This window comes from Rhizobium lusitanum (genome assembly GCF_014189535.1).
Classification (GTDB): domain Bacteria; phylum Pseudomonadota; class Alphaproteobacteria; order Rhizobiales; family Rhizobiaceae; genus Rhizobium; species Rhizobium lusitanum_C.
In genome coordinates, this window is sequence record NZ_CP050308.1 from 1,462,837 (window position 1) to 1,477,931 (window position 15,095).

Here is a 15,095-nt window from a genome sequence, read left to right on the forward strand (position 1 = left end):
AGCCAGCCGGATAATGACACTATTGGGAAACCGCCGATCAAAGCTTGTTCTCTTCTCCTCGCTGGTTCTCGTAGCCGGCATACTGGCCTATGCGTACCTCATCAATCAGCGCGCGCTCCTGATCGCCCCTGCACCGACACCGATACTCTATGACCGCAGCGGTGCTTTTCTCTCCCAGATTGGCCATAGCGATGACGCCAGTGGGCGTGTCGATTATGGCTACTGGCCGCTGGAGCAGTTGCCTGAACGCGTCGTCAAGGCAACACTGGCGCTCGAAGACAGGCGGTTCTTCGAACATCTCGGTGTCGATCCCTACGCTGTCGGCCGGGCGGCCTGGCAGAATCTCGGCGCCGTCAGACGCCGCTCCGGCGCCTCGACCATTGCGATGCAGGTGGCGCGGATGCAGCAGCCGGAATCGCGCACCTTCGTGCACAAGATCCTCGAAGCGGGCACCGGCGTCTTATTAACCCTGCGCTACGGCCGCGACGCCGTGCTGGCGCAATATTTGCGGCTGGCGCCCTACGGCAATGGCAGCCACGGCATCGCCCACGCAGCGCGGCTTTACTTCGACAAGCCAGTGGCAGACCTGTCCTGGGCCGAAATCGCCCTTTTGTCGGCGATCCCGCAATCGCCAACCCGAATGAACCCATTGCGGCCAGACGGCTTGCGCCGGGCTATTCAGCGTGGCCACCAAATGCTGGACATTCTATTGAAACAGAAGATCATCGGCGCTGACGAAGCCGAGATCGCTCATCGGCAGCTCAATGACGTGCAGATGCCCGACCTACCCCGCCGCCCCGACGCCCTGCACCTGATACTGCGTTATCATGATCTTATGGGGGCCGGCCAGATAGTGCCAACCTCGGCGAGTGCGCCGCTGATCCACACGACCATCGACCTCGCCTTGCAAGCTGATGTCACCGGTCTCGCGCGGCAATATCTCGATGGCTGGCATTCCGCGGGCGCGCAACAGGTCGGCGTCATTGTCGTGTCGCGCCAGACAGGCGAGGTTCTCGCCCAGGTGGGATCGAGCAGCTATTACGGCAGCCATGCCGGCGCATATGACTACACGCGGACACAGCGCTCGCCCGGCTCGACCCTGAAACCCTTCATCTATGCGCTGGCATTCGAGCGCGGCGTGCTGAAGCCAACCGACATGTTGCTGGATCTACCGGAAGGTGCCTCCGGCATCGGCAATGCCGACCGCGAATTTCTCGGGCCCATGCTGCCGCGTCAGGCGCTCGCCAATTCGCGCAATGTGCCCGCCACCAATTTGCTGCGCAGCGTCGGCCTTGAGACGACGTTCCGTTTCCTGCGCGATCTCGGCCTGCACGATCTGGAGACACCCGCCGATCATTTCGGCCTATCGATGGCGATCGGCTCATTGCCGACGCGTCTGGACAGTCTGGTGCGAGCCTATGGCGCCCTGGCCAATGACGGCCAGTTGCGGGATCTGCGCTGGGCGCGCGAGCAGCCGCAGCACCAATCCATACGGGTTATTTCGCTGGATACCGCCCGCCTGATTACCTCCTTCCTGTCCGATCCGCAGGCCCGGCTTCCAAGCTTCCATCGCTATGGCTCGCTGGAATACCCCTTCCCCGTCGCCATCAAGACCGGCACCTCCCAGGGCTATCGGGATGCCTGGGCCATGGCCTATTCGGAAAAGGTGATCGTCGGCGTCTGGGTCGGGCGCGGCGATGATGGCACCATGAACCGGATGACGGGCGCCGGCAGCGCCGCCCGCCTCGTGCACGCAATCATTGACCGGGTCCATGGCAACAAGCCTGGAGACCTCGCTGATGCACATTTTCCAACGCCGCCCGACCGCAAGCCGGTGGAGGTCTGCGTCGTCAACGGGCAGGCCAATGACAACACCTGCAGCCAGACATTGGTGGAATGGGTGAAGCCCGAGGAAATGCCGAATGTGGTTCTGTCAGGCCCTCAGCCGAACGCCAATGCCAGGTCCGTGCCAATCAATGCTATTGCAGCAAGGAACGAGAACTACCCGCTTACCAACGCCGACGGTTCCAGCCCGCAGATCCATCTCGCCATTTCAACGCCCGCGCGCAATAGTCAGATTTGGCGCAATCCCGAACAGCCGGCCGCATTCAACCGTCTGGCCCTGAAGGCCGATGTCGAACCGCATGTTCCGCAAATCGTCTGGTATGTCGACGGTCAGCCCTTCGCGGTCACCGATCCCGACCAACCCGTCTTCTGGCCCATCCAGAGCGGTGAACACCGCTTCCAGATCCGCCTGCCCTATCGCAACGAAACCTCCGCAGTCATACCCATCTATGTGCAGTGAGACTGTTTGGTAAGCGCAGGCTTGACGCTTGTCTGCTACGCCTGCGCGCACCGGCCGCACCCGCCGAAAGACGCAAGCCGAGAAGAGGTCTTCCTCAAGCCCCCGCCATCAGCCGCTTCAACTGTACCGTAATCGTCGCAATCTCCGCCGGCGAGGCATCGAGCCGCTTGAGCTCCGCGTCCAGCAGTACCGGCACGCTCGCCCCTTCCGGCAGCGCCGCCAGCGCCATCCCGCGCTGCCCGTCGAGCCAATAGGGCTCGTCCTTCGTGGCAAAGCGCGATAACGCCAGCAGCGGCTTGCCCTTGCGGTCGGCGCCATACTGGAACTGCACATACTTGCCGCCCAAGACCGGGTTGATTTGGGCCACTTTGACCTCCCGAAGATCCAGCGTGGTTTTACGGCTCGCATTTCGAGATGGGCGCGGGGGTCAATGCCGGCGATCAAATCCTGAAGCCATGGGTCGCCAAGGTCGGCGCGTATCACACTGCGTTCATCAGCCATGACGGAGCGAGCAGGTTCACCATTGGTCGCTGTAAGGACGGCAGGCTGGACAAAGCCGGCCCGACCCTCGCCAATCCGGCTGTGCTCGCCAACGGCGGTTCGCCCAATCTCCCGGTTCGGATTGGTGGCATTCACGAGAATACTAAGGCCGGTAGGATCACTTTTGAAGAAGTGGACATCTACAACCGCGCACTCGATCAGACAGAGATTATCAAGGCGCACAATGCCCTTTACGCTCTGGCTCAAACACGCGGTCGGAGCTGATCCGCTAGTTTATCGGCCGCCCGCGACCGGGCGGTCGTGGTGACCGATCACCACGACGACGGGCCTACTTTTGCGATACTGAGTCGCGAGCTATTTGACATTGTGAATATGAGTTCGGTCGCAGGGTGACGCTGGCCAATTACACTATTGGCCAGTCGGGTCGCGCGCCGCCCATGCCAGCAAGCAACGCTTGAGACCGATACTAATCTGAGTTGAAAGGATCTTCTCAGCTTTAACCAGAGCGGTTAACGTTCTGCAGAGCTGAATCGGTGTTTCCGGGAGAATTAGACATGGCAGACAAGAAGAGTTCCGGTAACGACGTCGGGGTGGCCGTCTCTTGGAGCTTGAATGGTGTCAAAGCAAAAATCAAAAGTCGGCTGCTATCCTCTGCGGACCAATGGGGCTCAACGAAACTGCAGGAGCAAAATCTCCAAAGTGAGCGCCACGTCGAGCTTCACCAAGCCGGAACAAGAAGTCTTGTAAAGATCTTCGAAACTGCAACCAAGACCCTGTCCGCAGAGATTTCCGATAATCCTGCGTTAGCCCTCCGTGTTTTGAAGGCGATTGAACGACATACGGCGGCTATCGAAAATATCGAGGGCACTTTGCCGTTCGCCTTTGAAGAAATTAGACGATCGATGACTGACGAGGATGTGCCAGATACAGGGCCGGATACACTCGATCAAAAGTTTCTTGATCGCTATGGAACATACGCTGGACAGGCGAGCGACGAAGTTTTGAGAGAAAAATGGGGACGCGTTCTCGCTTCGGAGATAAAAAAGCCGGGTACATTCTCTCTCAAAACGTTGCGTATTATTGACGAGCTCGAACCTACTACAGCCCAGCTCTTTGAGCGGCTTTGTGAAGCCAAACTTGGCTCGTCGGTCCCCTCAATTCTTTCAAGTTTAAGCAACCATGAGATATGGGAACTGCAAGAAGCTGGCCTCGTACGAACAACGGAGATCGGATATCATTGGTCTTTCGGAAAGGGAGGGACTGATGCGGATGGTCGCGGGTCATGGATTTGTGATTTTGGGACGGTCTATGGTATCTACGTGGTCATCGGCCCCGGCCTTACCATTGGGAACCAGTTGAGTGACACATTGTTAAAAATGCATGGGGAATTCCCCGCTATTGATATTTTCTCGTTAACGGACGTCGGGATATCAATTGCCTCAATCCTTCCAAATCGAGACCGCGAAGCTATCTTGGCCCTCAAAGCAGCGTTCACCAAAGCCTACCCTGAGGTCGAGTTAGACATATATCAGCGCGATTCCGACGGTAAAGGTGGCCCGCTGAAAGCGAACTAGCAGCATGTCAACAGCACCGGGCGCTGACGACTGCTGTGTGAGCGACGCATCGCGCTAAGCTTTGATCAAAGAAGCGCCGGTCCCGAGGCTGTTTCGAGTGGCCCGTTAGACGCCAATTTCAGTTGCCATTTTAGGTAGAGCGCGACACAAGACGGTGAGCTAAGATGTGATCGACCCAATCGTCACTCCGGGAAGGGAAAAATGGTATTCAGCGCTCCAGAACGTGAAGTGATAGTGCTCGTCTTGAACGCTGCTGTCACCGCAATTGGGGATGCCCCCGAAGTGGAGCCTAGTGTCAAATTTGCGCTTCAGCGGGATTTTGCGGAGGCTATACATTACGCAGGAGGATCCAGCGACCTGTTAACCGTGGCAAGCTTGAATCACGCGTTGGACAAAATCTTGCAATCCCCGAACTTTTTTTACGCGAAAGACATTGAAATTGTGCTGCCTGGTTTTGGCGGAGGGGTGGTCGCAACGACCTCTCTGCCAACGGGAGTCGTCGCACCGGAGCGGCAGACAGTGCGGGATGCGTTGCTATTCGTAAAAATGAATATTGAAGAGGAATTTCAGGTCGAAGAATCGACCATGACCTTGCCTAGCGAAAAGGTAGCACCGTTCCACTATTCTTTTGACGACGACCGCCTTACCGTCAATCACCAGCCGGCTGGTGTCGCCCTAGAGGGTACGATCGCGAGCGCCCGAGCACTCCTCCTGGAGCAAGGCGCGCGGTTTATTGAAGATCTAAGGAAATCAAATAGCGATCGTCGGCTGTTCGAGGCGTTTGAGGCGGTCCATCAGAAGATGTCTGATGGACAAGATATTGTTCAACTCGGTCTTTTGAACATCACTTTGGAGGGCGCGATACGCGGGGCCGAAGCCGAGATTTCCGAGATTTTGGCCGAAATCCTACGGAGCCATACAGTCGGCGTCAGGCACTATCTCGCTCAATTCCCTGAATGGGTGCAATTCAGCGACAGTGCGGCAGAGTTGGAGGTTACCCGCGAGGACTTGGTGCGCCTCACGACAGGAGTGATTGCACTCGCGGAAGCCCTAGAAAAGCAGGCGTCGGTAGACGAAGAGGTGCCGCGAACGCTACGGTCCCTGGCCAATTTGCACATCGATAGCCCAGTGAAACTGAGGCGGGCAGGGCTAGCCATAGTGCGGACCGTAGAGAGCCTGGCTCTCTCTGTTTTCAGACGAGCCGCCTCCTTTGCGGTCTCCACCCTCGACCGAGCGCTTGATGGAGCGTCGATAATACTTGCTACAGCCCTCGCGCCCATTATCGCGTTAGCGGTCCTACATTATAGCGCAACTTTCCTAGCAAGCACCGATGCGGCATGGCTTAAACCTGCTGCTGAGATCATTTTGAGAAAGGAAGCGGAGCTATTGGGTAAGTAACCTTCGACAGCGCATTTAACGCAATCCAAAAATTCCGGAAGCCCGTGTCAAAATTCCGGAAAGTCGCGTCCAGCTACATGGGCTATTGTCAGGAATAGCCGTCCCAGAATTTTTGGCTGTTTAAATGGTAGCGGAGGAGGGATTTGAACCACCGACACAAGGATTATTATTCCTCTGTCAATCATTGTTTTTATTGGTCAATTTGGCGTTATGTTGCAGTTATGTTGCATGGATTTGTTTGACTTAGGTTGAACTAAGATGCAAGAAGACGCTCTTCTATGGCGGCAATTGCGGCCTGATCGTCCTCACGGGCGTCGAACAAATAGCCATATGTGTCATATGTCATTTGAATGGATGAGTGGCCCATCAGCATCTGAATGCGCTTCGGAGTGGCATTCTGCTCGATCCACAATGCGGCCGCGGCGTGTCTGAGTGCATGTAGCGAATACTTCGCGTCGAAGATCGGATTGCCATCGTCGTCGAGCTCGTCTGTTTTTACCGAAACGCCAGCCGCCACCTGTATCGGCCAGAACACCCTGTTCAAAAGATTGGCATGACTTTCGACGTTCCCTGCGCCGTTCGGGAAGACGAGATCAAGCTTGCCCTTCGGACACATCTTCTTCCATTCGGTAAGGATAATCACGACCGATGGAGAAAGCGGCACGTCGCGCGTCCCGGCCTCCGACTTAGGCTTGCCGATGACATTATATGGATCAGCGCGCCGCCTGACATGCAGCAGCTTTCCGTTAAGGTCGACATCATCCCAGATCAGGCCGCGAAGTTCAGACGCTCGCAAGCCGGTGAATGCGGCCGTCCATATGAACGGCTTGTTCTTCTCCGGGGTGGCATTGAGGATGGCGCGGAGTTCGGCCTTCGTCGGCATTTCCGCCCTCGCCGTATCGCGCTTTGATATTTTGATCTTGACGGCTGCAACAGGGTTCTGCGCCGCCTTCCCCGTACGCAATGCTTCGGTGAAGATGCCAGATAGCGAGCCGATCACCTTCTTCACCATCGCCCTGGAAAGGTCCTTCCCGAGATCATCCGCGAATTCTTGGACAAACGGGACCGTGATCTTGGAAAGCTTTGTTGCGCCAATTCGCGGCACGATGTGAATATCCACATGTTGCTCATAGCTGGCGCGGGTAGATCGCTCTAGCCCTTCCGCTTCCGCTCGCTTTATCCACGCCTTCGCAGCCTGGGCAATCGTGATCGATGCCGACTCGGCCACATGGACGCCCTTGGCGACTTCGCCGCGAGCACCAACAAGGAATGCGTCCGCCTCCTTCTTGAGTACGAACTGCTTCGATCGTCGCTTGCCGGCGCCATCTCGGTAGTCGGCCTGCCATACAGTTTTACCAGATGGGAGAAGTCGTTTTCGAACTGTTGCCATACCATCTATCTAAGCGACAAACGGAATATATGCAACACGTCAAAATAGACTGGGCCACGTTGACAAAAATGTAAGTTTACAGCATATCTTTTTATGAAATTGACGGAAAAATCCATTCTCTTTTTAGACTGTAAACTTACAACGTGTCAACCCCTGCGAAGGAGAAAAAATGCAAAAATCTGCGAATGATAATAATCTTGCCGACGACGTGCTTGAGGGAGCTGCGGAAATGGCAGCTTTCCTGAAACTCAACTCTCGGCAAGTCTATACCGCCGTCGCTGCTGGCCACCTGCCGCACTACCGCATCGGCTCCAATCTATTTGCCCGCAAGTCTACGCTGCTAGCGTGGATTGCCTCGCAGGAAGAAGCGAGGACTGCGGCATGAACGATTTCAGCGGCCTACTCGAAGATTTGAAGACCAATCGTTCCGGCCTGATAGATTTGATGATTAACGGACAGGGCTGGACGGACACCCAAGTTCGTCAGCTTGCGGAGATACAGGGCGCCATTGCCGCCGTCGAGGCTGAGATGGCCGAACCTCCCAAGAAGAAGACAGGACCGAAGGTTGAGTTCGGCCCGGCCGGTTGGCCGGTCACTCTAACCCCTAACCCAAGGAACATCGATGCACATCATTGCAATCCGGCCCGTCAGCGGGCACGGAAACGTCGTCGCGCGCTTTGACGCCCAACTAACCCCCGACATTCGCATGTTCGGCCTGAAGCTCGTCCAGTCGCCGCGGGGCGCCCGCGTCTACCCGCCAAGTTCGAACACCAACAACCTTGCCACCTTCGCCCCCGCTTTCGCGGAAGCCCTTGCCCGCGCCGCTTCGGTAGCACTAGACGGAGAAGCCCGTGACCGCACCGCAGCCTAAAGATTCGCCGCTTCGAGATGGCGACCGAGTCTTGCACGAGACATTTGGAGCCGGCGATATTGTCAGGGCTGGCTCTTTCGCGTCCCTCATGCGATTGGGTGACGGAACAACGCAAATCGTCACAAATAGCGGCCTGTCGATCGTCAAGCTTCGGCACGATAACGACAATAATCCCGCCGAGCCTTTAACGTTTATCAACCCCGCCAATTGGCACGGCGAGCCGATTCCTGCGCGACAATGGTACTCCGAAGGCTTGATACCGCTGCGGCAAGTCACGATTCTGAATGGTGACGGCGGCGTAGGAAAATCGCTCCTAGCGCTGCAGATTGCGGCGGCTGGTGCCATGAGCCTCGACACACTTGAAATGGAACCTTGGGCCGGCCGTACGCTCTACATCGGCGCCGAGGACGAGGCCGAGGAATTTCACAGGCGCCTCGCTGATATCGCAAAAGCCCACGGCCAGGATCTGGACTTCCTATTTATGTTCCGGCTTCTCTCCCTTGCCGATCAGGATGCACTGCTAGCCGTTCCTGATAGATCGGGTAACATGCATCCTACCCCGCTATTCGCCAAGATCATCGAATTTGCCTGCGAATTCAAACCGCGCCTTATCGTGCTTGATACCGCGGCCGACCTGTTTGGTGGCGACGAAATCAAACGCGGACAGGTTCGCCAATTCATCGCAATGCTGCGTAAGCTAGCGATATCCCTCGATTGTGCAGTGATACTTCTGGCGCATCCATCGATTCAGGGCATGCAGACCGGAACCGGATCATCGGGCTCCACGGCGTGGAACAACTCGGTTCGGTCGCGCCTATATTTGACACGGCCCGATGGCAAGGATTCAGATCCAGATCTTCGCATCCTGAAGACAATGAAGGCCAACTACGGCACGACTGGAAACGAGATCAAATTGCGCTGGAAAGACGGCGCGTTCGTCTTGGATGACGGCAGGCCGGCTGTCGGCTCCATGCTCGTCGCCGCGAAGGCCGATCGCGTTTTCATCGAGACCCTCATCAAGCTCTTCCAGCAAGGCCAAAAGCTGAGCCCGAGTCCAAGTGCCACGTACGCGCCGAAGATCATATCCAACCATCTGGACGCGAACGGTCTTTCGAGGAAAGAACTTGCAGCCGCGCAGCAGCGTTTGCTCGATGCTTGCCGCATTCGGATAGTCGAGGAAGGTCCGCCGTCGAGGCGAACGAGGCACATCGTCGCCGTCGAAGAGCAGCCTTCAGCCTGACGTTCAGACTACCTTCAGACCCCTTCATACTGGCGGTGTCCACACACCCCCTATAACCCCCTGTAGGGTGTGAAGGAGTTCGCACCCGCCCTGGTGGGCAGGTTACCCTTCACGCCCTAAGAATAGAAAAGAGAAAAATGTTCGCAGTTGAACCATACTTCGCCGAAAGACAGGTTGCCGGGAAATGGGTTCCCTGCCGTGTCGTCGGCATATCGTCGACCGCCTCTGAATTATCGCCTCGGTTTGTCGTCGAGTACGTCAAGGACGGCTTCACTGCCCTAGCGTTCGAGGAATTCATCAAGAGGCGCCAGCCGGGTAATCCGCTGTGACCCTCTGCGCCGAACTGCACGCGATAGCCGACCGCCTCGCACGGTTGGCGCCGTCGCATCGAGATCCGCATCGTTTCCATGAAGAAAAGAGCGATCTTGTTGGTGAGCTCAAGCGGCTGGCGAATAGTGGGAAAAATATGCCCACTATTGCCTCCAACGACAATCGACCACACAGGAGGACAGCATGAACAGCCAAGCCCGAAAGAATATCCGGCAAGCCTTCCCCGGCATCGCTCACGGTAGCCGAGAGTGGGAGGTCACGCAGGCTGCTGCGGATTGGGTGGAATTTGGTGGCCAAACTCTGGCCACCCTCCTCGCCTCGCTCGACCTACTGGAAATCGCCCGACGTTGCCTCGTGGATGGCGAGACGCTTGAAGCGACTGGTGAGGCCGGACCATACGGAACGGCGGCACAGCAGCGTGCGTGGGCGGCAGGAAGGCTTGCTGCGGCATGTCACGCCATCCATGCGGCCGGTGCGATTGCGGAGGAACGTCGAGCCGCTGCGGCACGCATTGCGCAGTTGGAAAAAGCACTTGAATACGCCAGAGCCGAGACACGGGCTGCGGCCAAGTTCAAGGATATCGTCGTGCCGTTTCGAAAGCCGAGAATGAAATCCGTAGATTGGGATGCTGCGTGATCGAAAGAAAAAAACGATGATTATCTGACTTTCGTGTGTCGTTGCTGCGTACTCTTATGAGGGGAACACAAGTCACAATGATCGCGACTTGAACGCACATCAAAATCATTGAACAATTCCGATCGGCATAAATGCTTTTTGCCAAAAGTGTGGTTTTTTGCCATCTCGCGGACAGTATAAGTAGAGGGTGCGAAACCGTGTGTTGCGCCCATAAATCCCCCTTTCATTGATTTTCTTATATTTTCCACACTGGCGTTTATAAAACGCACCTTTGCTGTCTCCCAAACCGCTCCAGGTTGGTAATGGTTGAGATACATCACAAGTTTCAGCCGTCCTCACCGGGCGGCTTTTTTAATTGCCGACCGCGGATGAACCGGCGGCGATACCATCCCGGCTGCATGAGTGACTCTGCGGCTGGTTGATCAAGCCGCTCGCCGGAGCGTCCTCTACGGCGAGCGGCTTTTGTTTTGCCCAATCGAAAAACTTTCATCTGGAAGGAGTCCGCCATGACCTGGCAGGATCGCGTCTTAACGCGCGCCGAAGCCGCCTCATTAAGCGGCCTGCATCCCGTAACTCTCGACGTCGTGCTTCACCGCACCAAACCGCTCGCGCCGCTCTACTCAGAACGCCGCGGTTCCCGTCGCTGGTTCTCCGCCAAAGACATCACCGTCCTTCGCGTTGCCTACGAGCTTGAGCTGGCCTACCGCCATAGCGCAAGCGTTCGAACACCTTGCCACGCCACCGCCCGCTGATGCGCTTCTTATCATTCCCGTCCTGTCGGTGTCAGCAACATCGGGGCGCGTGATGACGGGCCTTCCTGCCTTGCCTGGCAGCGGCTCCATGATCGTGCTGCCGATCGGCGATATCGCTGCCGACGTCGTCTCAGTATCCGAACAAATAAAGGAGACCGCCTTTGTGGCCTTTTCAAAGTAAGGCCGCGCCAGTCGTCGTGGAACAGAAATCCCTCGGAGATCCGACGTCTGAACTGCTTGAGCTCTTTGGTGCCATCCCGGCCGGTACGTCGATCAGCAACGCTGAGGCGCTTGCCGTGCCTGCCGTGTCGGCAGCCGTCCGTATCATCAGCGAAGCTGCGGCAAGCCTGGACCTGAAGCTAAAGCGCCGTGTTGGCGATGCTGAAGAAGACGTTACGGACCATTCTGGCCTTCGTCTCCTCACCGGCCAGGCAAACGGCTGGACCAGCGGTTTCGAGTTGATCCGCGATCTCGTTGCCGGTGCGCTCACAAAGGACGCTGGTGCTCTCTGCTACGTCACCAAGGTCAACGACGAGCCGCGGGAACTGATCATTTATCGCGACTCGATTATCACGGTCGACGAAGACGACAAAACAGGCGAGCCGAAATATCGGGTCGGCGGCCAGTTCGCGTCCTCGAAAAACGTCATGCGTGTCCGCGGTCCGTTCACGAAATGCCCGCTCAGTATGGCGCGCAGCGCAATCGCCACGGCGTCGGCAATGGAGGGATATGCCAACGGCCTATGGACCAACGGCGCTCGTCCTGGCGGCGTGATCCAAACACCAAACAAGCTAGGCACGGAAGGCGTCAAGGCAATGCTGGCCGGCTGGAAAGCGGCTTTCAGCGGTAAGGCAAATGCCGGAAAAACGGCTGTCCTCTATGAAGGTGCGACGTACCAGCAAATGGCTTTGACGTCCGTTGATGGGCAGTTCAATGAGAGCCGGACCTTCCAAATACTAGAGATTGCCCGGGCATTCAGGGTCAGTCCAGCGATGCTGTACGAGTTGACCAGGGCGACTTGGAATAATGCGGAGAGCCAGTCGAAGGACTTTGTTACTTATACCTTGTTGCCGTGGCTGAAGGTGCTTGAGGGCGCATTCAACCGTGTCCTGCTCACGGACGCAGAGCGCGCCGACCATCGGTTCGCATTCGACCTCGACGATACGAGCCAAGCCGACCTCGTATCCCGCGCCACGGCATATTCATCCCTAATTTCGAGCCGGGTCTACAACCCGAACGAGCTGCGGGCATGGGATGGCTACGCGCCCTACGATGGCGGCGACAAATACGCTAACCCGGCGATCGACGTAGCCAAACCGGCCAACGACAACACCCCACCATCCAAGGAGGCAGCCAATGGCAAATAGCCCCGGAAACCTTGTTGAATTCGACACGAAGGCAATTGCCGAGGACGGCACATTCACCGGCTACGCGAGCGTCTTCGGCGTCAAGGACCGCGGTCGTGACGTCGTCATGCCAGGCGCCTTCAAGAAGTCGCTAGCGGCCTACCCTGCCGGCAAGGTCAAGATGCTTCTCCAGCACGATACGCGCGAGCCGGTCGGCATCTGGCTAAAGTTCGAGGAAGACGCCAAGGGGCTCAAAGCCACCGGGCGCCTCATCCTCGAGACGGTCAAAGGTCGCGAAACCTACGAATTGATGAAGGCGGGCGCATATGACTCGCTTTCAATCGGCTACCGGACGGTGCGCGACGAACTGGACCGCAAGCAGGGTACTCGCCTCCTGCACGAAGTTGAACTTCGCGAGGTTTCTATCGTGACGTTCGCGATGAATGAGGCTGCGACTATTTCAGCCGTCAAGCAACAGGCCACCAGCTTTTCAGAGCTCGTCGCCGCCATCAACGACACTACCCGCAAAATCAAGGAATCCAAATGAGCGCTGCTCTGAAACTCGAATACAAATCCGACTCCGAAGATCCGATCGTCGAAGTCAAAACCGCGCTAGACGCGCTGACGACCGAGGTTAAGGCCAAGGCAGATAACGACAATAAGCTTGTCGCTCGCATTGCCGAACTCGAAACGAAGCTCGCCCGCCCGAACATCATCACCGGCAAAGCAGACAACGACAACGAGCCAACGCCCGAACGTAAGGCATTCGCCAGCTTCCTGAAGTTTGGCGAGCAGCGCATGCCGGCCGATGAAGCCAAGGCGCTCGTCGTTGCCGATGACACGCGCGGCGGATATTTGGCCCCGGCAGAATTCTCCACCGAGATCATCAAGAACATCGTCGAGTTCTCGCCGGTTCGCCAGGCGGCTCGCGTTGGTTCCACCGCAGCGTCCTCTGTCATCCTTCCGAAGCGCACCGGAACGCCTACAGCCAATTGGGTCGGTGAAACAGAAACGCGCACCGGAACCGAGTCTGCCTACGGCCAGATTGAAATCAGCATCCACGAAATGGCGGCCTTCGTCGACGTATCGGTCCAGCTTCTCGAAGACGCTGCGGTCAACGTTGAGTCGGAAGTCGCCATGGATCTTGGCGAAGAGTTCGGCAGGCTTGAGGGCATCAGCTTTATCTCCGGCGATGGCACCAAGAAGCCTCTAGGCTTCATGACTGCTGGCCAGGGTATTGTTGAAGTCGTATCCGGTTCGGCCAGTTCGATCGCAGACGCAGACGGTCAGGCGAATTCGCTGATCACCGCGCTTTATGATCTGCCTGCTGCCTACCGCTCCAAGGCAGTGTTCATGATGAACGGCACGACGCTTGGCAGCGTCCGGAAATTGAAGGACGCAAATAAAAATTATCTGTGGCAACCAGGCATCCAGGCCGGCGAGCCGGGCACGATCCTTGGCCGCCCTGTCATCGAAGCGCCTGACATGCCTGATGAAGGCGCTGGCCTTTTCCCGATCATCCTTGGCGACTTCAATGCCGCGTATCGCATCTACGATCGCGTTGCCATGTCGATACTCCGCGATCCTTACAGCCTGGCAACTACGGGCAAAGTGCGATTCCATGCGCGTCGTCGCGTTGGTGGCGGCCTCGTCAAGGCCGAAGCGCTACGCAAGATCAAATGCGCCGCTTCCTAAGCCGTTCCCATCCGGAACATCTATTCGGGGCTGCCTTCGGGCGGCCCCTTTCTCTTTCCATAAGGATTTTCCATGCGTGATCTCGCACATAACCTCGGCTTCGTTCAGTCCGTAGTGCCTGCCGTTCTCACCGCAACAGCAACCGGCACTGGCGTTGACCTGCTTGGCTTCGACAGCGCTGCAGTCGTCATCAGCACGGGCGCCATTGCCGGCTCCGGCAACTTTACGCCAAAGGTGCAGGAGTCCGACGACAACGTGACGTTCACGGATGTAGCGGCCGGCGATCTAACTGGCGCCCTGCCCGCCGTTTTGCTGGCAAGCACCACTGCCAAGGCCTCATACATCGGCAACAAGCGCTACATCCGTAGCGTGCTGACGCTGAACTCCGGCACATCCATTGCGGCCAGCGTTCTAGTCACCAAGGGCCACGCCTCAAGCCGGCCTGTAGCATAACACCATCCGGCGGGGTGCTCCACGGTGCCAGGCAGCGCCGTAAGCTCGCGATGGCCCGCCACCTATCCTTCATCCATCGTGAGCATACCTAGCGGCTGGTAACCGCGCACGGGGCGGGCCTACTGAACCCGCCCCACCCCTATCAGGAGCAATAATGGTCAACGTCATTTGCCCATGCGGCTTCAGCGTCCCCAAGGGTACGCGATGTGAGTGCCGAGAGCGCCGTGCAGTTGCCGCGCAAAAGGCGAACGACGAGCGCCGAGGCAGCGCGGCCAGCCGTGGCTATGATGGTAAGTGGGCCAAGGAGAGCAAAGCCTGGCTCGCTGCATTAGGCAGCCCGCTATGCGCCTGCGGATGCGGTCGCGAGGCCAACATGGTCGACCATATCGTTGCGCCGAAGGGTGACGCTCGCCTGTTCTGGAGCCGGTCAAATTGGCAGCCCTACCACGACATCTGCAACAGACGGAAAGCCATCAAGAGCGAGGGTGGCTTTGGGCGTTAGCGAGAGCATCCAACAGACCGGCAATGTAATTCAGACGATCACATGCATCGTCTACCCGTCGTCGCGCTCGTTCACCCTCCCCGTTGCGAGCTGCACTGCGAG

Annotated in this window: 19 protein-coding genes; 17 read left to right on the forward strand and 2 right to left on the reverse strand. The window is 57.4% G+C overall.

The genetic code is table 11. From position 1 onward, the window contains the following. Window positions 1-13 precede the first annotated feature (13 nt). Window positions 14-2,305 carry a transglycosylase domain-containing protein gene (locus tag HB780_RS20785; protein ID WP_286203152.1) on the forward strand — a complete coding sequence of 764 codons (2,292 nt, stop codon included), beginning with the start codon at window positions 14-16 and terminating at the stop codon, window positions 2,303-2,305. A gap of 94 nt (window positions 2,306-2,399) precedes the next feature. Here HB780_RS20785 and HB780_RS20790 read toward each other — a convergent pair whose 3' ends face one another. Beyond that, a complete protein-coding gene (locus tag HB780_RS20790; protein WP_183695919.1) occupies window positions 2,400-2,672 on the reverse strand; it encodes a hypothetical protein in 273 nt (90 codons plus the stop codon). Between the two features lie 47 nt (window positions 2,673-2,719). Between HB780_RS20790 and HB780_RS20795 the strand changes: the two genes are divergently transcribed. The 3 genes from HB780_RS20795 (at window position 2,720) to HB780_RS20805 (ending at window position 5,778) form a co-directional block, all read left to right on the forward strand. Beyond that, window positions 2,720-3,070: a hypothetical protein gene (locus HB780_RS20795; RefSeq protein WP_183695922.1), complete on the forward strand. Its 351-nt coding sequence runs from the start codon at window positions 2,720-2,722 to the stop codon at window positions 3,068-3,070. Between the two features lie 290 nt (window positions 3,071-3,360). Then, window positions 3,361-4,380: a DUF2806 domain-containing protein gene (locus tag HB780_RS20800; RefSeq protein WP_183695925.1), complete on the forward strand. Its 1,020-nt coding sequence runs from the start codon at window positions 3,361-3,363 to the stop codon at window positions 4,378-4,380. Window positions 4,381-4,581: 201 nt separating this feature from the next. Next, window positions 4,582-5,778 carry a hypothetical protein gene (locus HB780_RS20805; protein ID WP_183695928.1) on the forward strand — a complete coding sequence of 399 codons (1,197 nt, stop codon included), beginning with the start codon at window positions 4,582-4,584 and terminating at the stop codon, window positions 5,776-5,778. Window positions 5,779-6,031: 253 nt separating this feature from the next. Here HB780_RS20805 and HB780_RS20810 read toward each other — a convergent pair whose 3' ends face one another. Beyond that, window positions 6,032-7,168 (reverse strand): tyrosine-type recombinase/integrase, encoded by a 1,137-nt coding sequence (locus HB780_RS20810; protein ID WP_183695932.1) that lies wholly within the window; start codon window positions 7,166-7,168, stop codon window positions 6,032-6,034. Window positions 7,169-7,337: 169 nt separating this feature from the next. Here HB780_RS20810 and HB780_RS20815 point away from each other — a divergent pair, with 169 nt between their 5' ends. The 13 genes from HB780_RS20815 (at window position 7,338) to HB780_RS20870 (ending at window position 14,993) form a co-directional block, all read left to right on the forward strand. After that, on the forward strand, window positions 7,338-7,553 hold the full coding sequence (locus HB780_RS20815; protein WP_183695935.1) for a helix-turn-helix domain-containing protein: 216 nt from the start codon (window positions 7,338-7,340) through the stop codon (window positions 7,551-7,553). Continuing rightward, on the forward strand, window positions 7,550-7,849 hold the full coding sequence (locus HB780_RS20820) for a hypothetical protein (protein WP_183695938.1): 300 nt from the start codon (window positions 7,550-7,552) through the stop codon (window positions 7,847-7,849). Before HB780_RS20815 ends, HB780_RS20820 begins: the two co-directional genes overlap by 4 nt. A gap of 25 nt (window positions 7,850-7,874) precedes the next feature. Then, entirely contained in the window at window positions 7,875-8,039 is a 165-nt protein-coding gene (locus HB780_RS20825) for a hypothetical protein (protein ID WP_183695940.1), read from the forward strand. Next, window positions 8,020-9,279 (forward strand): AAA family ATPase, encoded by a 1,260-nt coding sequence (locus HB780_RS20830; RefSeq protein WP_183695943.1) that lies wholly within the window; start codon window positions 8,020-8,022, stop codon window positions 9,277-9,279. Before HB780_RS20825 ends, HB780_RS20830 begins: the two co-directional genes overlap by 20 nt. Before the next feature lie 137 nt (window positions 9,280-9,416). After that, window positions 9,417-9,608 (forward strand): hypothetical protein, encoded by a 192-nt coding sequence (locus HB780_RS20835; RefSeq protein ID WP_183695946.1) that lies wholly within the window; start codon window positions 9,417-9,419, stop codon window positions 9,606-9,608. Window positions 9,609-9,792: 184 nt separating this feature from the next. Beyond that, entirely contained in the window at window positions 9,793-10,245 is a 453-nt protein-coding gene (locus HB780_RS20840; protein ID WP_183695948.1) for a hypothetical protein, read from the forward strand. Between the two features lie 506 nt (window positions 10,246-10,751). Then, entirely contained in the window at window positions 10,752-10,997 is a 246-nt protein-coding gene (locus tag HB780_RS20845; RefSeq protein ID WP_183695950.1) for a hypothetical protein, read from the forward strand. 52 nt (window positions 10,998-11,049) lie between these two features. Next, complete coding sequence (locus HB780_RS33135; protein WP_286203153.1) at window positions 11,050-11,178, forward strand: hypothetical protein; 129 nt, start codon at window positions 11,050-11,052, stop codon at window positions 11,176-11,178. Next, complete coding sequence (locus HB780_RS20850; RefSeq protein WP_210334184.1) at window positions 11,159-12,364, forward strand: phage portal protein; 1,206 nt, start codon at window positions 11,159-11,161, stop codon at window positions 12,362-12,364. Before HB780_RS33135 ends, HB780_RS20850 begins: the two co-directional genes overlap by 20 nt. Then, window positions 12,354-12,890 (forward strand): HK97 family phage prohead protease, encoded by a 537-nt coding sequence (locus HB780_RS20855; protein ID WP_183695953.1) that lies wholly within the window; start codon window positions 12,354-12,356, stop codon window positions 12,888-12,890. Before HB780_RS20850 ends, HB780_RS20855 begins: the two co-directional genes overlap by 11 nt. Further along, the gene (locus HB780_RS20860; protein WP_183695956.1) at window positions 12,887-14,038 is read left to right on the forward strand and encodes a phage major capsid protein; all 1,152 of its coding nucleotides are present in this window, start codon (window positions 12,887-12,889) and stop codon (window positions 14,036-14,038) included. Before HB780_RS20855 ends, HB780_RS20860 begins: the two co-directional genes overlap by 4 nt. A 72-nt stretch (window positions 14,039-14,110) precedes the next feature. After that, the gene (locus tag HB780_RS20865; protein WP_183695959.1) at window positions 14,111-14,491 is read left to right on the forward strand and encodes a hypothetical protein; all 381 of its coding nucleotides are present in this window, start codon (window positions 14,111-14,113) and stop codon (window positions 14,489-14,491) included. Between the two features lie 154 nt (window positions 14,492-14,645). Then, complete coding sequence (locus HB780_RS20870; RefSeq protein ID WP_183695963.1) at window positions 14,646-14,993, forward strand: HNH endonuclease; 348 nt, start codon at window positions 14,646-14,648, stop codon at window positions 14,991-14,993. The last annotated feature ends 102 nt before the right edge of the window (window positions 14,994-15,095 follow it).